The organism is Shinella sp. (genome assembly GCF_035998705.1).
In the GTDB taxonomy this organism is placed as follows: Bacteria; Pseudomonadota; Alphaproteobacteria; order Rhizobiales; family Rhizobiaceae; genus Shinella.
On the sequence record NZ_DASYHH010000010.1, the window covers coordinates 189,998 to 207,779 of the forward strand.

Sequence of the window (17,782 nt, forward strand, 5' to 3'; positions counted from 1 at the left end):
TCATGCGGTCTTTCTGTTGGCCGCTCCGCCGAGCGGGAAAAGCGAATGGACGGTGAAATCAGCGCCGCGCGACGGCTCCCGGAACAGCGCCAGGCCGGCAATCGCCAGCGGGCGGCTGTGAACATCCGCAAAATGATCGAGAAGCACACGTTCGACGGCATCACGGCGCTCGGCAGGCACGCGGCCCGTCAGCGTCATGTGGAAGCGGAACTCATCGAAAACGTAAGGGTAGCCCCATTGCACGAGGTTCTGGCGCTCACTCGCTGTGAGTTCATCCGGCTTGCGACGGGAAATATCGGCCGAGGTGAGCGGTGCGCGGAAACGCTCAAAGCGGCGCACGACTTCGCCGGCAAAGCTCTGCAGGGGTTCACAATGATCGCCCGGCACGACCGCGAAGAAGGAGCCGAGCCGGCCGACCACGACCTCGGGAATGTCGAAAGGCTCCGCCTCAGCGACGAATCGGCCGAGTTCTGCGACAAGCTCCGCTTCGCTGCGGCCTTCGGCAAGTGTAAACGGCGCCTTGATGGTGGCATGGAAACCATAGCGGCGGGGATCGGCCGTGAGGCCTGAAAGTGCTGCTGCGTCGAACCCGTTCACCACCGGCTGCTCCAGTGCCGCGCCCGTAAACGCGTTGCGCCCGAGCCAGCGCTGGGCAGTCAGCGTCAGGGCGTCGCTTGCGGGCGGGGTGAAGTAGAGGGCGTAACGCATGGGTTCATTCCTGTATTCATAAGCGCCACCCGATTGGCGGCGCCGGAGCATGAAGGGATTCATGTGGCAGCATGATGCCGCCACATAAACTCAATGAGAAGATTTCCCCATCAATCGCGAGCGCAGCGCATTCGATATGCCGTCGAAGATGAAGACGACCATCAGGATCAGCAACACCATGTAGGCGACGTTTTCCCAGTCCGAATTCGTGCGCATCGCTTCCCAGAGTTTCAGGCCGATGCCTCCGGCCCCGACCGCGCCGATGATCGTCGCAGAACGCGTGTTCGATTCCCAGAAATAAAGCGCCTGCGAGGCAAAGAGTGGCAGGACCTGCGGCAGAACGCCGTAGCGCTGCACGGCGACGGGCGCCGCTCCCACCGATTTCACGCCCTCCCGCTGCTTGTCGTCGATGTTTTCCAGTGCCTCGGAATAGAGTTTGCCGAGCGTACCGGTATCCGTGAAGAAGATCGCCGACATGCCGGCGAGCGGCCCCGGGCCAAAGGCGCGGGTGAAGAACAAGGCCCAGATCAGCATGTCGACCGAGCGCAGGAAATCGAACAGGCGCTTGGTGATCTGGTTGGAGAACCAGTTGCGCGTGATGTTGCGCGCCGCCAGGAACGCCAGCGGGAAGGCGAGCAGCATGGCAAACAGCGTGCCGACGAAGGCCATGACGATCGTCTGGAGCAATTTTGTCCAGACATCGAGATGCTGCCATTCGGCATTGTAGAGGATGTTGTCCCAGGCGAGCGACAGATTCGACTGTTTCGCATTGATGCGCTCACCCGCGGTGATCAGCGACACCACCTCCGACGTCGACTTGCCGTGGAAGGGCGAGTTGGTGTCGAACAGGAAGTTGGCCCAACCGAGGAAGCGTTTGCGGATCGAGACATCGTCCGCCTCGATCTCCCCCCATCCGGCAAACCCAAAGGCCAATGTGATCTTCTGGCCGGGTGTCTTCTGCGTCGCCCAGGCCGGCAGCGTGCCTTCGGGTTTCACCTCGGAACCGTCGACATCCACCACCAGCGTCTCGCCGGCATGCTGCACGGTCACGCGCTCCGGCAGCACCTCGACGCTTGTCGAGGAATTGAGCGTGATCTTGGCGCGCTTGACCACCTCTTCCTCGCGCGTCGTCGCCGTTGCAAGGCCCTCGGCCGCGGCAGCCGAGCCGCCGATGACGGCGCCCTCGCCCATGAAACCCATCGAGGCGGGCTTCTTTTCCGTCGTGGTTGTGGCGCCAGCGGCCGGCGTGGTGCGGGTCATCTTGCCAAGCTCGATTTCGACCCAGTCGGGCTTGGCATTCGCGCCAAGCGGCGAGAAGCGCGGATAGGTGAGCTTCATCGCGCCATCGGGATCGATCGCCACTTCCGGGCGCACCTCATAGGAGACCCAGTCGGCGAGATAGGTGCCGGCGATGTTCCAGTTCGCGGTGCCGAGCACATGGCCGATCGCGAAGAACCACCAGCAATAGAGCGCGTAGAGCACGAAGCCGCCGGTGATGATGGCAATACGAAAACGCTGCCAGAACGAGCGGTGGAAGACGGCCGGGTGGCGTGCCGCGATCTCATCCATCTGTGCGGGATTGAGGGTCGTCATGGCAACTCCTATTGAGCCAGCCGGAAGGCATGATCGCCGACCAGCTTGCGGCGCAGCCAGGCGGAAAACTGGTCGACGACGACGATGGTGATGAGCAGCAGCAGCACGATGGCGAGCGTCTTTGCCTGATGGTTCTGGCCGATCGACAGGCGCAGCAGCTCGCCGATGCCCCCGCCGCCGACGGCGCCGATGATGGTCGAGGCACGCACGTTGATCTCGAGGCGCAGCAGGAAATAGCTCACGAAGTTCGGCAGCACCTGCGGCACGATGCCGAACCAGACGCGCTCCACCCAGCTCGCACCCACGGCGCGAAGCCCCTCCTCCGCCTTCATGTCGGCATTCTCGACGACCTCGAAGAACAGTTTGCCGAGCGCACCCACCGTATGGATCGACACGGCGATGACGGCGGGAAGCGGCCCGAGCGACAGGATGGCGAGGAAGAAGCCAGCGAGCACGACTTCCGGGAAGGCGCGCAGGATTTCCATGAAGCGGCGCACGAAACCGCGCAGCAGGCGGTTGGCGACCAGGTTCTTGGCGGCGAGGAAACAGAGCAGGAAGCCGAAGACCATGCCGATGATGGTGGAGAACAGCGCGATGTTCAGCGTTTCCAGCATCTTGTGGAAATATTCCGGCACATAGAGGCTCTCGGTGAGGTAGAGTCGGCCTTCCGGATAGTTGTACTTGAAACTGCCGTCGTCATAGGGCGACGGAAGGTCGAACAGTGCGCGGAACACTTCGAGGCCATCGCGCGGCACCATGTCGCCGACGAAGTCGAACAGATGGGGCAGCCGGTCGAAGAACTTGCCGGCATTCGTCTCGTTGGCGAACCAGAGCGAACCGGAGAGTGCCACCGCGAGGATGGCGAGGCCCAGCCAGGTATAGAGGCGGCGGCGCGCGTTCAGCTCCTGCCAGTGTCGCTCGATCAGAGCGCCCTTCTCGCTGAAGCCGTCGTGAAGCGTGTTCGTGGCCATGGTCTATCCCGGCTTGTTCAAAAAACAGAGGCGCCGGCCGGGGTGCGGCCGGCGCCGATGTCAATATGGCGATCAGCCGCCGATCGTTGCCTTGCGGGCGTCGATGATCGGCTTGTAGAAGTCGACGTTCACTTCCGTGAAGGACGTGAAGTCACCGCCCATGACGGCTGCGAAGCAGGCTGCGTCCTTCTTCGGCAGGTCGAGCATGAACTGCTTGAACTTCGCCTTGGTCTCGTCGGCCATCGAGGTGCGAACGACGATCGGGCCGTTCGGGATCAGCGGCGACTTCCAGAGTTCGACGAGGTCGTTCATGTCGAGAATGCCCTTCTCGACCATCTTGTGCAGGTTGCCGGAGGTGTAGCCGTCCTTGAACTCGCCAACGCCCGAACCGAAGGTCGTGCCGGCGTCGAAGGTGCCCTTCAGCACTTCGAGGACGAGGTTTTCGTGACCGCCGCCGAAGCCGGTTTCAGCGAAATATTCCTTGACCGGGCCGCCGATTGCTTCCGGCAGGGTGACGAGCGGAACGAGGTAGCCGGAGGTGGAGTCCGGATCGGCGAAGCCGAGCTTCTTGCCCTTCAGGTCTTCGAGCTTGGTGATGCCGCTGTCTTTGCGGGCAACCATGATCGAGTGGTAGCCGGTCGAGCCGTCGGTCTGGACGGTCGTCAGGATCGGCTCGACGGCATCGGCCTTGGCGAGGTAGATCTTGGCGAAACCCGAAGCGCCGAGTTCGGCGTAGTCGAGCGTGCCGCCGAGCAGGCCCTGGATAACGCCGTCATAGTCGGCCGCCGGGAAGAACGAGACCTTCTCGAAGCCGAGCTCGGCCTTCAGGTGATCGCCGAGGCACTGGTAGTTGCGCAGGCGATCCGCTTCGTTTTCGCCGCCGATGATGCCGACGCGGAATTCCTTGAGGTCTTCAGCCTGTACGTGGCCGGCGAGCGCGATGAGCGCGACGGCGCCGAGAAGAACTTTCTTCAGCATGGTCTCTCTCCTGTTTGACCGGCTTTGCCGGCTGGAAGTTTATGACCCTTCACGCGGGCCGTTCGATCCCGGCGGGGCTCTAGAGTTTGTTGCGCATTTCCGGACGCAAAACCGCTACGCACTTTTGCTGGAAATGCTCTAAAGCCCGGCCAGTGCCAGCGGTGTCGGGCTGGCGGATTCCTTGATGTTGTCCTGTTTGGCGGGGTTGCGGATCGCCGTGGAGGTCATGCTCTCGTCGATTTCCGCGCCATCGGCCCCCGTGCCGTAGATCGTGCGCACCGCTTCGCTGTCGAGTTCGCGTGCCGAGCCGTCGAAGACGACGCGGCCATGCGCCATGCCGATGATGCGCTCGCAATAGGCGCGCGCCGTATCCAGCGTGTGCAGGTTGGTGACGACCGTGATGCCCTCGCGCTCGTTGATATCGCGCAGCGCGTCCATGACGATCTTGGCGTTCAGCGGATCGAGCGAGGCGATCGGCTCATCGGCGAGCAGCATCTTCGGGTTCTGCATCAGCGCACGGGCAATCGCCACGCGCTGCTGCTGGCCGCCGGACAGCGTGCCGGCCGGCTGGAGCGCCGTCTGCTCGATGCCGAGGCGCTCAAGGGCGGCAATCGCCATGATGCGCTCTTCGCGGGTGAAGAGGTTGAGGATGCTGAGCGTGGTCGAACGGTGGTTGAGGCGGCCGAGCAGCACGTTGGTCAGCACGTCGAGGCGCGGCACCAGGTTGAACTGCTGGAAGATCATGGCGCAGTCGCGCTGCCAGTTGCGCAGGCCGGAGCCGCGCAGCGACGAGACCTCGACGTCGTTGAAATGGATCGAGCCTTCGCTCGGATCGGCCAGACGGTTGATCATGCGCAGCATGGTGGATTTGCCGGCGCCCGAGCGGCCGATGACGCCGACCATCTGGCCCTGCGGGATATCGAAGGTCACATTATCGACCGCAACGCGCTCGCCGAAACGGCGGGTGACATTCTTCAATCGGAACATGGCGGATCCCTCATTTTTCAGGCTAGGCCCGAAGTCGGGCAGTGTCGTTTTCGGGACTGGCTGTAAACGCTGTTGATGAAGCGGCGATGTCAGTTTCATGTCGGAAAGATTACAGTCCACAGGGCTGAAATTCCGGCTTCTCGCACGCCTCTTACCCGTCGTGACGGGCAAGAAAGGCTTCTGCGTCAAGTTTGCGAAAATCGTCCAAGGCGGTGCGCAACCGGGCATGATCCCAGTCCCACCAGGCGAGTTTTTCCATGCGTTCGGCGATGGTTCGGGGGAAACGCTCGCGGATGACTTTCGCCGCCACGCCGCCGACGATCGTGTAGGGTTCGACGTCTTTCGTGACGACCGCGCCCGATCCTATGACAGCGCCGTTGCCGATTGTGACACCGGGCAAAATCGTCGATCCATGGCCGATCCACACGTCATGGCCGATGGTGACGCGGTGCTCGCGCCGCCAGGCGAAGAAGTCCGGTTCGGGCTCCGCATCGGGCCAATAATCGTTGGCCCGATAGGTGAAATGGTGCAGCGTCGCGCGCCACATCGGGTGGTTGGTGGCGTTGATGCGCACCGACGAGGCGATGTTGGCGAACTTGCCGATCGTCGCGCACCAGACCGAACCGTCCTCCATGATGTAGGAATAGTCGCCGATCTCGGCCTCGCTGATGCGGCAGCGCTCCGCGATCTCGGTATAGCGGCCGAGCGTCGTCTCCGCGACCTTCGCCGTCGGATGGATCAGCGGGGTTTCGGAAAGCTTGGTCACGCGACAGCCTTTCGCGGCGAAAAGGCGGAGACGTCCACGATGCGGTCGGCGACTTTTTCGCGCACGTCCTCGTCATGGAAGATGCCGAGAAGGGCGACGCCGGCGGCCTTCTTCTCTTCGATCATGCCGACGACGACGGCGCGGTTCGTCGCGTCGAGCGAGGCGGTCGGCTCGTCGAGCAGCAGGATGCGGTGGTCGGTGATGAAGCCGCGCGCGATGTTGACGCGCTGCTGCTCGCCGCCGGAGAAGGTGGCGGGCGGAAGCTGCCAGAGTTCGCGCGGCAGGTTGAGGCGCGCGAGCATCGCTTCCGCGATCTCCCTCGCCTCGGCCGCAGCGGTGCCACGACCAAGCAGCGGTTCGGCGACGACATCGACGGCCGCTACGCGCGGCACGGTGCGCAGGAACTGGCTGACGTAGCCGAGCGTGGCGCGGCGTACCGACAGGATCGTGCGCGGATCGGCAGTCGCGAGGTCGAGCAGGCGACCGCCGTGCTCGATCAGGATCTGGCCGCTGTCGACGGCATAGTTGCCGTAGACCATCTTCAAGAGCGAGCTCTTGCCGATGCCGGATGGGCCGCCCAGCACGACACATTCGCCGGCCTTAACGGAGAAGGCGACATTCGACATCACCGGCAGGCGGAGGCCGTCGCGAAGATGCATGGTAAAGCTCTTCGCCACTTCGGAAACAACGAGGGGTGTGGGCATGGTTACACCTGAAGAATGGAGGAGACGAGGAGCTGGGTATAGGCTTCGCGCGGATCGTCGAGCACGCGGTCGGTCAGCCCCTGCTCGATGACGACGCCGTCCTTCATCACCATCATGCGGTGAGACAGCAGACGCGCCACCGCGAGGTCGTGCGTAACGATGATCGCCGAAAGGCCGAGATCCTGCACGAGGCCGCGCAGCAGGTCGAGCAGGCGGGCCTGCACCGAGACGTCGAGGCCGCCGGTCGGCTCGTCCATGAAGATCAGCCGCGGCGAGGTCACGAGATTGCGGGCGATCTGCAAACGCTGGCGCATGCCGCCGGAAAAGGCGCGCGGCTGGTCGTCGATGCGGTCGACGCTGATCTCGACACGGCCGAGCCAGTTGCCCGCCGTCTCGCGGATATTGCCGTAGTGCCGCTCGCCGACCGCCATCAGCCGCTCGCCGACATTGGCGCCGGCCGACACGGCCATGCGCAGGCCATCGGCCGGGTTCTGGTGCACGAAGCCCCAGTCGGTGCGCATCAGGAAGCGGCGCTCCGCCTCGCTCATGCGGGAGAGCTCGCGCATGTCCCCATCGCGCATGCGGTATTCGACGGCACCGGAGCTCGGCATCAGGCGGGTCGCAAGGCAGTTGAGCAGCGTCGTCTTGCCGGAGCCGGACTCGCCGACGATAGCGAGGACTTCACCCGGCCATAGATCGAAGGAGACATTCTTGCAGCCGATGCGCGCGCCGTAGAATTTCGAGATGTCGCGGACTTTGAGAAGCGGCGTGTCGGTCATCGGGTGGCCTCCGTGATGCTGGAGGGCGTGACACCCCCCTCTGCCCTGCCGGGCATCTCCCCCTCAAGGCGGGAGATTGATTGGAGCAACGTTTCGCCCATCACTGACGCTGCAGATTGAACAAAATTCTCGCTTCTTGCCGATCTCCCCCCTTGAGGGGGAGATGCCCGGTAGGGCAGAGGGGGGTAAGTGCTGCTCATTCCGCAGCCTCCTTGTTATCGGCGAGATGACCGCAATGGCCGTTGGCGCAACGTTCCTCGCAATGGTCGGTGTCGGAGCAGACGAACATCCGCCCGCCCTTGTCATCGAGCACCACTTCGTCGAGATAGACATTCTCCGCGCCGCACAGCGCACAGGGCTTGTCGAAGGTCTGAATCTCGAACGGGTGATCCTCGAAATCGAGGCTGACGACCTCGGTATGGGGCGGCACGGCGTAGATGCGTTTTTCACGACCTGCGCCGAACAGCTGGAGCGCTTCCGAGCGGTGCATCTTCGGATTGTCGAATTTCGGCGTCGGCGACGGGTCCATCACGTAACGCCCCTCGACTTTCACCGGATAGGCATAGGTCGTGGCGATATGGCCGTTCTTGGCAATGTCCTCGTAGAGCTTGACATGCATCAGGCCGTATTCTTCCAGCGCATGCATCTTGCGCGTCTCGGTCTCTCGCGGCTCGAGGAAGCGAAGCGGCTCCGGGATCGGCACCTGGTAGACCAGCGTCTGCCCGGCCGTCAGCTTCTCCTCCGGAATGCGGTGGCGCGTCTGGATGATCGTCGCCTCGCGGGTCTTCGTCGTCACCGCGACATTCGCGACCTTCTGGAAGAAGGCGCGGATGGAGACGGCGTTGGTCGTGTCGTCGGCGCCCTGATCGATGACCTTCAGCACGTCCTTCGGCCCGAGGATCGCCGCCGTCACCTGCACGCCGCCGGTGCCCCAGCCATAGGGCATGGGCATTTCGCGGCTCGCGAAGGGCACCTGGTAGCCGGGAATGGCGATCGCCTTCAGGATCGCGCGGCGGATCATGCGTTTCGTCTGTTCGTCGAGATAGGCGAAGTTGTAGGTCGCCAGTTCTGCCGTGCTCATTCTGCGGCCTCCGGAAGATCGGTGTCGATGTTTTGCGCGGCCTCGTATTCCCGCCGCATGCGGCGCACGAGATCGAGTTCGGCCTGGAAATCCACGTAATGCGGCAGCTTCAGGTGCTCGACGAAACCGGTCGCCTGCACGTTGTCCGAGTGCGAGATGACGAATTCCTCATCCTGCGCCGGTGCCATGATGTCCTCGCCGAATTCTTCCGCGCGAAGAGCGCGATCGACCAGCGACATGGCCATGGCCTTGCGCTCGCTCTGGCCGAAGACGAGGCCATAACCGCGGGTGAACTGCGGCGGGTTCTTTGCCGAGCCCTTGAACTGGTTGACCATCTGGCATTCGGTGACCTGGATGCGGCCGAGCGAGACGGAAAAGCCGAGCTCCGGCATGTCCAGTTCCACCTCGACCTCGCCGATGCGCACCTCGCCGACGAAGGGATGGGTGCGGGCATAACCGCGTTGGGTGGAATAACCGAGCGCCAGCAGAAAGCCCTCGTCGCCACGGGCAAGCGCCTGCAAACGCAGGTCCCGCGCCATCGGGAATTCCAGCGGCTCGCGGGTGAGATCCCCCGCGACATGGCCCTCCGGCAGGTTGCCGTCGTCCTCGACCAGGCCTTCGCCGGCCAGGATGTCGGAAACGCGCATGACCGGCTCGCCGGGCTCGTCGCGCTCAAGAGCCGTATCGACCGGTTCATCGCCAAGCAGCGACGGGTCGAGCAGGCGATGCGTATAGTCGAAGGTGGGCCCGAGAAGCTGGCCGCCCGGCAGGTCCTTGTAGGTCGCCGAGACGCGACGCTCCACGAGCATGACGCCCGTCTCGACCGGCTTCGAATAACCGAAGCGCGGCAGCGTGGTGCGATAGGCGCGCAGGATGAAGATCGCCTCGATCATGTCGCCGCGGGCCTGCCGGACGGCAAGGGCCGCAAGCGCCCGGTCGTAGAGCGAGGCTTCCGCCATCACGCGATCGACGGCGAGCCCGAGCTGGGCGACGATCTGCTCGATGCCGATCGCCGGCAGCGAACGGTCGCCACGGCGACGATCGGCGAGAAGGCGGTGGGCATTGGAGATGGCGGCTTCGCCACCCTTGACGGCAACATACATGGCTCAGGCCTCCTTCACGCGAAGAACGGTGGTGCGGGGCAGGCAGAGAACCTGATCGCCGGCAACGAGGATCAGATCGACGCCGCGCGGAAAGCGCTGCCGGTTCTCCGACCAGAAATGCGCGAACATGTCCGGCAGGCCGAGCGGGGCGATCTCCTCTTCCGTGCGAATGCCCGGGCCGGTCAGCACCAGCGGCCGGCCACCTTCGAAAGCCTCGATCTCGATAACGAGCGTCGTCGAGCGGTCCGGATATTCCTGCGTGCCCTGCGCGAAGAGGCAGAGATCGGGCAGCATCGCGCCCTTCTCGATGAAGGCGAAGCGGGCGTTCTGGCGCTCGTCCGTCAGGGTCGCGCCGGCATTGAAGGCGAGCCAGCCGGGCAGCGCCGATGCGCCGAGCTTCGGCGTCAGCCAGACGCTGGTGTCGTGGTCGCAGAGCGTCAGCGCCACGGCGCCGGCGGCGGCATTGAGCGGGGCGGGTGGCGTGACGGTCGCGGCAATGCGGCCGATCGTGCCCGGGCGGGCCATGCCGTCCATCAGCGTGCGGAAGACGGCCTGTGCCTCGAACACCGGCTGTGTAAAACCGCCGGCAAAGGCGAGCGTATCGAGTGACATCAGTCCTCTCCCCGAACCATGGTGAAGAAATCGACGCGGGTGGCGGCCGTCTGGCGCGCCTTTTCGGCGTCCTCGTCGGCAATGCGGCTCGCGATGGCATCGAGCAGCGTCTCGACCTCCGCCTTGCGGGCCGGCTGCTGGAACAGCGCATCGAAGGTCGCCGCAAGCCGCGCCTTGGCGCCATCGGTGCCGAGCGACTGGCCGTGGCCGACCGTGCCGTCTTCCAGCCGGATGCTGGCGCGCGTCACCGTCGCCTCGCCGAGGTTGAACGGCGCGCCGCCGCCGCCGATGCGGCCGCGCACCATGACGAGGCCGGTTTCCGGCCCGCGCACGGGCTGCACCGCCGGCTTGTCGTCAATCGCGTCCCAGGCCGCCTGCAATTCCGCCCGGCTCGCCTTCGCCAGCAGGCCCATCGCCCTCTGCCGCTCGCCGGCCGCGCCCTTCGCGGCGCTCTCGGCAGATTTCTGTGTTGATGTCATTGTCATCTCTCCAAATGTCTATTAATCTAGACAACCGAACATCTAAGTCTTGTCTTAATCGGCAGGAATGACAAGGGTGTGACAGAGGGTATTCGCGGGGGCGAAAATGGTGGAACGACAATCGGGCGTGGCGCTTTGGCGCCAGATCGCGGATCGCATGCGGCTTGCGATCAACAATGGCGATTTCGACGAGACCGGCATGATGCCGCCGGAAGTGGTGCTGGCCGGCCGTTTCGGGGTGAATCGGCATACGGTGCGAAGCGCCATGGCAGCACTTGCGGAAGAAGGCATCGTCCGGCCGATCCAGGGCATCGGCACCCGCATCGAGCGGCGCGATCGCCTGCGCTTCCCGATTTCGCGGCGCACGCGGTTTTCGCAGGGTCTCGGCAACCAGGCGCGTGATCTCGAAGGCACGCTGCTGGACGCGGCGACGGAAGCGGCACCGGCCATCGTCACGGAAGCCCTGGAGCTGGCGGCGGGTTCACGCTGCGTGCGGCTGGAAATCGTCAGCAGTGCGGACAAGCGGCCGATTTCGCGTTCGACGAGCTATTTCCCGGCCGACCGTTTTGCCGGCATGGCGGAGGCCTATGAGAAGACCCGGTCGATCACCGCCTCACTGCGGGAGCTCGGCCTTCCCGACTATGTGCGCCGCTCCACCGAGATATCGGCCATCCATGCCGAGGGTGACGATATGCGGCAGCTGAAACTCTCGCCGGGCGCCATCATCCTCGTGGCGGTGGCAACCAATACGGACCTCGACGGCACGCCGATCCAGTTTTCCCGCACGCGTTTTGCCGCCGACCGCGTCAAGCTGACGGTGGAGCCGGAGCCCGAGGTTGTTTCCGGCAGCAGAGGATGAAGCGGCGGTAAAGCAGCGTGCGCAGCTTGTTGCGCAGATCCGCGGTACGGCGTTGCGCCGCCGCGATGGGTGCGTGTGAGCCAATCGTCATGTCGCGAAAGCCTGCCGCCTCGAGCAGTGGCAGCACGCGCTCCACGCGGAGGCCGTCGCCGAAGGGCAGCCGCTCCATGATGCTGGCATGCCGGTCGCTCATCGCGCCGTCATAGTGGGGATCGACGCCCGCGAACCTGTCGATGACCGCGATGGCGCGGCTTACTAGCCGGCCGAGCCGGGTGGGTGCCGCCCAGTCACCATCGAAGAACAGCAGCATGCCGCCGGGCTTCAGCATGCGGTGCCATTCGGCAAAGGCCTGCTCCGGCGTCGTCAGCGTCCAGACGAGGTGGCGGCAGACGATCGCGTCATAACTCTCGTCCGGCTCCATCGGATTTTCCGCATCGGCGAGCAGAAAGCGCAGCCCCTTCGCGCCAGTATGTTTTCGCCGCGCCACATCCAGCATTGCCTCGGAAAAATCGAGCGCCGTCACCTCGTGGCCGAGCGACAGCAGCAGGCGCGTCACCTCCCCCGTGCCGCAGGCAAGCTCCAGCACGCGGCGTGGCTCCGGGCCGAGCCTTTCGCGGATCGCCGCCGCCCAGGCGTCGAATTCCGGGCCTTCAGGAATGCGATGGCCGAAGGCGAGGTCGAAGGTTTCCGAGCGTCGCGACCAGTAATCGCGAATGTCTTCCTTGAGGTGGTTGTTGGGGAGGGCTCCGTGCATCAGCTCCCCTCGCCTGCGACGAGTTTCAGGCGCGGCGGCCGCGGGTCGGGCCGGCGATAGCGGATGAAGCAGCCGCCGGCGCCATCGCGCTCGACGTCGACGGTGACGCCGAAAACGTCGTGCAGGCGCTGCGGCTCGAGCACCTTGGCGGGCGTGCCGAGCGCCACGATGCGGCCGCCCTGCATGACGGCGATTCGGTCGCAGAACATGGCGGCGTGGTTGAGGTCGTGCAGGGCCGCGACCACGGTCAGCTCCTGTTCGCGCACGAGTTGGAGAAGGCCGATCTGGTGGCCGATGTCGAGATGGTTGGTCGGCTCGTCGAGCAGCAGGATCGGCGATTGCTGGGCGAGCGCGCGTGCAATGTGCAGCCGCTGGCGCTCGCCGCCGGAGAGCGTATGCCAGAGCCGATCGGCGAAATGCGCCATGTCGACCTCCTCCAGCGCCCGGTCGACGATCGCATCGTCCGCCTTCGACCAGGGCGTCAAGGCACCGAGATGCGGCGTGCGGCCGAGCTCGACGGCCTGGCGCGCGGTGATGCGCTCGGTGGTCTCCGCCTGCTGCTCGACGAAGGCGATGCGCTGGGCGATCTCGCGCCGGCCATGCGCCTGCAAGGGCCTGCCGCCGAGCAGGACCTCGCCGCGCTGCGGCTTGCGGATGCCGGCAATCAGCGCCATCAGGCTGGTCTTGCCGGAGCCGTTCGGGCCGATGATTCCGAGGAACTCGCCGGGACGCACCTCGAGCGAGACATCCGACAGGATGGCCGTGCCGCCGGCCGACCAGAAGAGACCATTCGCCGAGAGCGTCATAGCGCCGATCTCCGCTGGCTGAGGATGAGGGCGAAGGCCGGTGCGCCGAACAGCGCGGTGATGACGCCGATGGGCAGGACCTGGCCGGGGATGATGATGCGCGACAGCACGTCGGCCGCGATCATGAAGATGGCGCCGATCAGGGCGGAAGCCGGCAGCAGCAGGCCGTGCCGCACGCCGACGACCATGCGCGCGGCATGCGGAATGACGAGGCCGACGAAACCGATCGAACCGACGATGGAGACCATGGTCGCCGTCATCAGGGCGGAGATGGCGATCAGCACGACATAGACGCGGCGCACCGGAATGCCGAGCGAGGCGGCCGATTCGGTGCCGAAGGTGAAGGCGTCGAGCGCGCGGGCATGCCACAGGCAGACGAGGAGGCCGAGGATCGCCACCGGCAGCGCCAGCCAGACATCCGGCCACCGCACGCCGGAGAGATTGCCGAGCAGCCAGAACATGATGCCGCGCGCCTGTTCGGCGCTCGCGGCCTTGGTGACGATGAAGGAGGTGAGCGCATTGAACAGCTGCGAGCCGGCGATGCCGGCAAGGATGATCGCGCCGGTACCCCGCCCTGCCCGCACGGCAAGCGCGCTGACCAGGCCGAAGGCGACGAGTGCGCCGAGGAATGCGCCGGCTGGCAGCGTCAAGGCGCCGGCGCCGATGCCGAGGATAGCGACGGAGACCGCGCCGGTGGATGCCCCCGCCGAAATGCCGAGGATATAGGGATCGGCGAGCGCATTGCGCAGCAGCGATTGCAGGATGACGCCGCAGAGCGCCAGCGCCGAGCCGCAGCAGGCGGCGACGACCGCCCGGCTCAGCCGGTAGTTCCAGATGATGCCCTCGTCGATCGGCTCGATCGCATGCCCCGCCTGCCAGAGGCGGTTCGCCACCGTCTTCGCGACGATATCGAGCGGTATCGCCGTCTCGCCGACGGCGGCCCCGACGCCAAGGGCTGCGACCAGCAGAACGAGCGCCGCGAAAGCGGCGCCCGTGCGGAACAAGAGGGGGTGTTCTTCTCTCACTGCGCCAGACCGGCCTTTTCAATGGCGTCGGCAAGCTGCTCGATGCCCTCGATCGTGCGGATCGTGGGGTTCATCGCCTGTGCGTCCATATCGAAGACATGGTTGTTCTTGACCGCCGGCATGAGGCTCGCCACCGGGTCGGTCTTCAGGAAGTCGAGCTTTGCCTCGAGGCTGTCGAGCGGATAGCGGCGGCGCTCCATCGAGCCGGCCACGATGATCGTCGGACCCGACTTGGCGATCGTTTCCCAGCCCACCATCGGCCACTCGTCATCGGTCTTGATGATGTTGTCGATGCCCAAGGCCGACATGATGTAGCCGGGCGCACCGTTCTTGCCGGCGACGTAGGGATCGGAATCCGCCGCGCTGGAGAACCAGAACACGGCCGACAACTTGCCATTCGCAGCCGCGACCTTGGCGCGGGCGGCGGCTTCGCGCGCCTTCAGTTCGGCAACGACCTCTTCGCCCTTGTCCTGCACGTCGTAGATCTGAGCCAGTTCGCGCACTTCCTGATAGACGAGGTCCATCGTGAAGACCTGATGGCGCACGCCGTCGCTTGCTGCGCTGTTCTCCTTGCCGACGCAATCGGACGGGGATGTGTAGACCGGAATGCCGAGCTCTTCGAACTGCTCGGGCTTGGCGACCACGCCTTCCGGGCCGATTTGCCATTGGAACTGGACCGTGACGATATCCGGCTTCTTGCCGAGCACGCTCTCGAAGCTCGGGTCATTGTCGGCGAGGCGGTCGATCCTGGCGTTGACCTCTTCGTAGCCCTTCAGAACGGGGCCGACCCAGAGCGCGGTGCCGACCACGCGGTCGGCGAGACCCAGCATGTAAAGAATTTCGGTTGAGCTCTGGCCGACCGAAACCGTTTGCGCCGGCGCCTTCTGGAACGTGACCGGACGGCCGCAATTCTGCAGCGTCAGCGGGTACTGCGTCTCGGCAGCCGCGGCGGAAAAGGCTGACAGCAGAAGTGCCGTAGAGCCGGCGGCGAACGAAAGCAGCGATGCGGACCGTGTGGCCGCAGAAAACAGGGTCATGGTTTTCTCCCGGATGAATGAAAGCGTGCGGCCTCAGCCGACGCGCCGAAGGGGGCGGATCGATCGCGGGCGGGAGAAAACGAGGGTAGGTCTGCCGGGTACGGCAGGCAGATTCGTCATGGCGTCTCCGTTCCGGGCATCCCCGCCCGTGACTTGGATTGTTGCTATGACGGCAGGTCTCCTGGCTCACGGATATCTGCTGCCTGTCTGCCTTCCCGCGAAAAACCGCAGTGGCATGACGCGAAAACGCGTCCGGGGACAGGCGGCAATCCGCCTACAGTTGCGGGGGCAGCCACGGCTTGGGTCCCTGTTGGGTCGTCCGTACCGTGTTCCCTATTAATCCCCTGGGAGTCATCCTTCAGGGAACCGTCATCCCATCCTTAGTCCGGTGCGAACGGCAACGTCAAGGCGCTCAGCTCTCGAAATCCCCGAAGACGTCCTGAAGGCGGGTCAGCGTATCGACGCGCTCGCTCACCGCCTCACCCATCACGACGATGATGTTGGAGAGCATGAGGTCCATGACGGCGGTCATGGTGGCCGCGCCATCCCAGAGCGGCCCGTGCGAGCCGGGAACGATGAGGCAGATATCGGAGACCTCCGGCCCCCAGGGGCAGAATTCATCGGTGAGCAGCACGACCTTGACGCCCGCGCGGCGCGCCTCCAGCGCCAGAGGCCGCGCCTTGGCGGCAAAGCGGCGCACGTCATGCAGGAAGAGCAACCGCCCCTCGACGGAGCCGTCGAGCACTTCGGCATAGGTGCCGTTGACACCATCGACGAACTGCACGCGCGGCCGCGTATAGGACAGCTGGCTTGCAAAATACTGCGCGATGCCACGCACGTTCTGGTAGGCGGCGACATAGATTTCCGTCGCGCCGACCAGCGCGTCGATCGTCTGCTGCCATTCCGGCGCATTGGTGATCTCGTAGATCTGGCCGAGATTGTCGATCTGCTGCTGGATGAGGCCGGCGAGCAGCTTGCCTTCCTTGCGGTCCTGCTCCAGCCGGTCGACCTGGCCCTTGACCTGCCAGGCGGGGTTGGAGCTGCCGCGGCGCAATTCACCCTTCAACTCGTCGAGGCCGTCGAAACCCATGCGGCGCAGATAGCGCCCGACGGTCATCGGCGAGAGTTCCAGACGCTGGGCGATGGAGCGCGCCGTCTCGAAGGGGAGATCGGCGATGTTGCGCTCGATATAGTTGGCGATCAGCTTGTCGGATTTGGACCGCCGGAGGTCGTCGGACTGAACGAGCTTCAGAATGCGTTTCGACACGTCGCCCTCCCCAAAAAGACCGCCCGTCCGGAGACGGGCGGGATAGTCACGTTTCACTGCGCCGTCTTCACCCGCGTCCAGACACGGTCGAGCTGGCGAAGCGCCGGGCCCAGGTCCTCGAAGATCTGGAGACGCGCCATCGTCTCGGCCGGCGGATTGATCTCCTTGCTATTCTTGATCTTTTCCGGGGTCAATTCCCGCGCCGGCACGTTGGCCGTGCCGTTGGTCTGCTGCGAGACATTGAGCGCCGCGATCTCCGGCCGCGTGTAGAACTGGAGGAATTTGACGGCGTTCTCCTTGTTCGGCGCGCTCTTCAGCACGCAGACGTCCTCCTGGTACATGGTGCCGCCTTCTTCCGGGATCACGTAGCCGAGATCCTTTTCGTTGCCGAAGACATCGACCATGGCGCCGACGAAGAAATGGCCGGCCGCGACATCGCCGGATTGCACCATCGGCCGCGTGTCATAGGTGAAGGCGGCGACATAGGGTTTCATGGCGATGATCGTTTCCGCCGCCTGCTGCAACTCGGCCGGATCGGTGGAGTTGATCTTGTGGCCGTTCATCATGAGGCCGACGGCGAGCACTTCGCGCATGTCGTCGAGCAGGGTGAATTTCAGGCCCTTTGCCTTTACGGTCTCGATCAGGTCCTTCCAGCCGGTAATGTCCTTGCCGAGGATCGTGCGGTTATAAAAAATGCCGACCGAGCCCCAGGCATAGGGCAGGCAATATTCGCCCTTCGGGTCGCTTTTGGCGCGCAGGAAGGCGGGGTCGATGTTCTTGAAACCCTCATAGGTGTTGATGTCGGTCTTTTCGAGCAGGTCCAGCTTGGCCATGATGTCGTGCATGTGCACGGACGGGAAGACGATGTCGTAGCCCGTCGCGCCGCCCTGGATTTTGGCGAGCATTTCCTCGTTGGAGGAATAGGTCGAGAGGTTGACCTTGATCTGGGTCTCCTCCTCGAATTTCTTCAGAACCTCCGGATTGATGTATTCGCCCCAGTTGTAGATGTTGAGCTCTGCAGCGCCAGCAATGCCGGCGCTCGCCACGAGGGCGGCGAGCGAAAAGGCGGTACGGCGCGTCCATGCGCGAAGGCCGGATGCGGCGGCGCGGGAAAGTTTTGTCATCGATAGTCTCCTCTGGTGGTTGGCCCGTCGTGGCCCCGGCGCTTTCCTTTGCGCCGCCTGTTCCTGTCCCGGCTTCTTTCGGCCGTTGACTTGGATGAACAAATGGTATCCAGATATCGAAATCGCACAAGCGTTATTTTTATAACATA

Annotated in this window: 18 protein-coding genes, 1 pseudogene and 1 riboswitch; of the genes and pseudogenes, 1 reads left to right on the forward strand and 18 read right to left on the reverse strand. The window is 64.5% G+C overall.

From position 1 onward, the window contains the following. The 12 genes from VGN93_RS08735 to phnG form a co-directional block, all read right to left on the reverse strand. Positions 1 to 708 (reverse strand): DUF1045 domain-containing protein, encoded by a 708-nt coding sequence (locus tag VGN93_RS08735; protein ID WP_327507156.1) that lies wholly within the window; start codon positions 706 to 708, stop codon positions 1 to 3. 90 nt (positions 709 to 798) lie between these two features. Beyond that, positions 799 to 2,301 carry a phosphonate ABC transporter, permease protein PhnE gene (gene phnE, locus VGN93_RS08740; RefSeq protein WP_327507157.1) on the reverse strand — a complete coding sequence of 501 codons (1,503 nt, stop codon included), beginning with the start codon at positions 2,299 to 2,301 and terminating at the stop codon, positions 799 to 801. 8 nt (positions 2,302 to 2,309) lie between these two features. After that, positions 2,310 to 3,272: a phosphonate ABC transporter, permease protein PhnE gene (phnE, locus tag VGN93_RS08745; protein ID WP_327507158.1), complete on the reverse strand. Its 963-nt coding sequence runs from the start codon at positions 3,270 to 3,272 to the stop codon at positions 2,310 to 2,312. 72 nt (positions 3,273 to 3,344) lie between these two features. Then, a complete protein-coding gene (gene phnD / locus VGN93_RS08750) occupies positions 3,345 to 4,250 on the reverse strand; it encodes a phosphonate ABC transporter substrate-binding protein (RefSeq protein WP_327507159.1) in 906 nt (301 codons plus the stop codon). A gap of 138 nt (positions 4,251 to 4,388) precedes the next feature. Next, positions 4,389 to 5,237, reverse strand: a complete 849-nt coding sequence (gene phnC / locus VGN93_RS08755; RefSeq protein WP_327507160.1) for a phosphonate ABC transporter ATP-binding protein — start codon at positions 5,235 to 5,237, stop codon at positions 4,389 to 4,391. Between the two features lie 151 nt (positions 5,238 to 5,388). Further along, positions 5,389 to 6,003 carry a DapH/DapD/GlmU-related protein gene (locus VGN93_RS08760; RefSeq protein ID WP_327507161.1) on the reverse strand — a complete coding sequence of 205 codons (615 nt, stop codon included), beginning with the start codon at positions 6,001 to 6,003 and terminating at the stop codon, positions 5,389 to 5,391. Next, positions 6,000 to 6,707 (reverse strand): phosphonate C-P lyase system protein PhnL, encoded by a 708-nt coding sequence (gene phnL / locus VGN93_RS08765; RefSeq protein ID WP_327507162.1) that lies wholly within the window; start codon positions 6,705 to 6,707, stop codon positions 6,000 to 6,002. The genes VGN93_RS08760 and phnL overlap by 4 nt, the downstream gene beginning before the upstream one ends. A 2-nt stretch (positions 6,708 to 6,709) precedes the next feature. Beyond that, a complete protein-coding gene (gene phnK / locus VGN93_RS08770; protein WP_327507163.1) occupies positions 6,710 to 7,486 on the reverse strand; it encodes a phosphonate C-P lyase system protein PhnK in 777 nt (258 codons plus the stop codon). Positions 7,487 to 7,682: 196 nt separating this feature from the next. After that, positions 7,683 to 8,567 (reverse strand): alpha-D-ribose 1-methylphosphonate 5-phosphate C-P-lyase PhnJ, encoded by an 885-nt coding sequence (locus VGN93_RS08775; RefSeq protein ID WP_327507164.1) that lies wholly within the window; start codon positions 8,565 to 8,567, stop codon positions 7,683 to 7,685. After that, complete coding sequence (locus tag VGN93_RS08780; RefSeq protein ID WP_327507165.1) at positions 8,564 to 9,670, reverse strand: carbon-phosphorus lyase complex subunit PhnI; 1,107 nt, start codon at positions 9,668 to 9,670, stop codon at positions 8,564 to 8,566. Before VGN93_RS08780 ends, VGN93_RS08775 begins: the two co-directional genes overlap by 4 nt. Before the next feature lie 3 nt (positions 9,671 to 9,673). Then, complete coding sequence (gene phnH / locus VGN93_RS08785; protein ID WP_327507166.1) at positions 9,674 to 10,282, reverse strand: phosphonate C-P lyase system protein PhnH; 609 nt, start codon at positions 10,280 to 10,282, stop codon at positions 9,674 to 9,676. Further along, positions 10,282 to 10,761, reverse strand: a complete 480-nt coding sequence (gene phnG / locus VGN93_RS08790) for a phosphonate C-P lyase system protein PhnG (protein WP_327507167.1) — start codon at positions 10,759 to 10,761, stop codon at positions 10,282 to 10,284. Before phnG ends, phnH begins: the two co-directional genes overlap by 1 nt. A gap of 106 nt (positions 10,762 to 10,867) precedes the next feature. On the opposite strand from phnG, the gene phnF reads away from it, so the two are divergent. Beyond that, positions 10,868 to 11,620: a phosphonate metabolism transcriptional regulator PhnF gene (gene phnF / locus VGN93_RS08795; RefSeq protein WP_327507168.1), complete on the forward strand. Its 753-nt coding sequence runs from the start codon at positions 10,868 to 10,870 to the stop codon at positions 11,618 to 11,620. Here the strand turns inward: phnF and VGN93_RS08800 are convergent. The 6 genes and pseudogenes from VGN93_RS08800 to VGN93_RS08825 all read right to left on the reverse strand — a co-directional run bounded on the left by VGN93_RS08800 (position 11,568) and on the right by VGN93_RS08825 (position 17,633). Next, the gene (locus tag VGN93_RS08800) at positions 11,568 to 12,374 is read right to left on the reverse strand and encodes a class I SAM-dependent methyltransferase (protein ID WP_327507169.1); all 807 of its coding nucleotides are present in this window, start codon (positions 12,372 to 12,374) and stop codon (positions 11,568 to 11,570) included. The genes phnF and VGN93_RS08800 overlap by 53 nt on opposite strands. Next, positions 12,374 to 13,180 (reverse strand): ABC transporter ATP-binding protein, encoded by an 807-nt coding sequence (locus VGN93_RS08805; protein WP_327507170.1) that lies wholly within the window; start codon positions 13,178 to 13,180, stop codon positions 12,374 to 12,376. Before VGN93_RS08805 ends, VGN93_RS08800 begins: the two co-directional genes overlap by 1 nt. Then, entirely contained in the window at positions 13,177 to 14,184 is a 1,008-nt protein-coding gene (locus VGN93_RS08810; RefSeq protein ID WP_327507171.1) for an iron ABC transporter permease, read from the reverse strand. Before VGN93_RS08810 ends, VGN93_RS08805 begins: the two co-directional genes overlap by 4 nt. Before the next feature lie 17 nt (positions 14,185 to 14,201). Beyond that, positions 14,202 to 15,149 (reverse strand): annotated as a pseudogene (locus VGN93_RS08815) (ABC transporter substrate-binding protein); the annotation flags it as partial. A 247-nt stretch (positions 15,150 to 15,396) separates the two neighbouring features. After that, positions 15,397 to 15,628: riboswitch (cobalamin riboswitch) on the reverse strand. Positions 15,629 to 15,654: 26 nt separating this feature from the next. Beyond that, positions 15,655 to 16,509, reverse strand: a complete 855-nt coding sequence (locus tag VGN93_RS08820) for a MurR/RpiR family transcriptional regulator (protein WP_327507173.1) — start codon at positions 16,507 to 16,509, stop codon at positions 15,655 to 15,657. 53 nt (positions 16,510 to 16,562) lie between these two features. Beyond that, the gene (locus tag VGN93_RS08825) at positions 16,563 to 17,633 is read right to left on the reverse strand and encodes a spermidine/putrescine ABC transporter substrate-binding protein (protein ID WP_327507174.1); all 1,071 of its coding nucleotides are present in this window, start codon (positions 17,631 to 17,633) and stop codon (positions 16,563 to 16,565) included. Positions 17,634 to 17,782: the final 149 nt, after the last annotated feature.

Bases quoted from the DNA above. Each gene is read 5' to 3' on its own strand.
- VGN93_RS08735 (WP_327507156.1), bottom strand. From the start codon at position 708: ATGCGTTACGCCCTCTACTTCACCCCGCCCGCAAGCGACGCCCTGACG.
- phnE (WP_327507157.1), bottom strand. From the start codon at position 2,301: ATGACGACCCTCAATCCCGCACAGATGGATGAGATCGCGGCACGCCAC.
- phnE (WP_327507158.1), bottom strand. From the start codon at position 3,272: ATGGCCACGAACACGCTTCACGACGGCTTCAGCGAGAAGGGCGCTCTG.
- phnD (WP_327507159.1), bottom strand. From the start codon at position 4,250: ATGCTGAAGAAAGTTCTTCTCGGCGCCGTCGCGCTCATCGCGCTCGCC.
- phnC (WP_327507160.1), bottom strand. From the start codon at position 5,237: ATGTTCCGATTGAAGAATGTCACCCGCCGTTTCGGCGAGCGCGTTGCG.
- phnL (WP_327507162.1), bottom strand. From the start codon at position 6,707: ATGCCCACACCCCTCGTTGTTTCCGAAGTGGCGAAGAGCTTTACCATG.
- phnK (WP_327507163.1), bottom strand. From the start codon at position 7,486: ATGACCGACACGCCGCTTCTCAAAGTCCGCGACATCTCGAAATTCTAC.
- VGN93_RS08775 (WP_327507164.1), bottom strand. From the start codon at position 8,567: ATGAGCACGGCAGAACTGGCGACCTACAACTTCGCCTATCTCGACGAA.
- VGN93_RS08780 (WP_327507165.1), bottom strand. From the start codon at position 9,670: ATGTATGTTGCCGTCAAGGGTGGCGAAGCCGCCATCTCCAATGCCCAC.
- phnH (WP_327507166.1), bottom strand. From the start codon at position 10,282: ATGTCACTCGATACGCTCGCCTTTGCCGGCGGTTTTACACAGCCGGTG.
- phnG (WP_327507167.1), bottom strand. From the start codon at position 10,761: ATGACATCAACACAGAAATCTGCCGAGAGCGCCGCGAAGGGCGCGGCC.
- phnF (WP_327507168.1), top strand. From the start codon at position 10,868: ATGGTGGAACGACAATCGGGCGTGGCGCTTTGGCGCCAGATCGCGGAT.
- VGN93_RS08800 (WP_327507169.1), bottom strand. From the start codon at position 12,374: ATGCACGGAGCCCTCCCCAACAACCACCTCAAGGAAGACATTCGCGAT.
- VGN93_RS08805 (WP_327507170.1), bottom strand. From the start codon at position 13,180: ATGACGCTCTCGGCGAATGGTCTCTTCTGGTCGGCCGGCGGCACGGCC.
- VGN93_RS08825 (WP_327507174.1), bottom strand. From the start codon at position 17,633: ATGACAAAACTTTCCCGCGCCGCCGCATCCGGCCTTCGCGCATGGACG.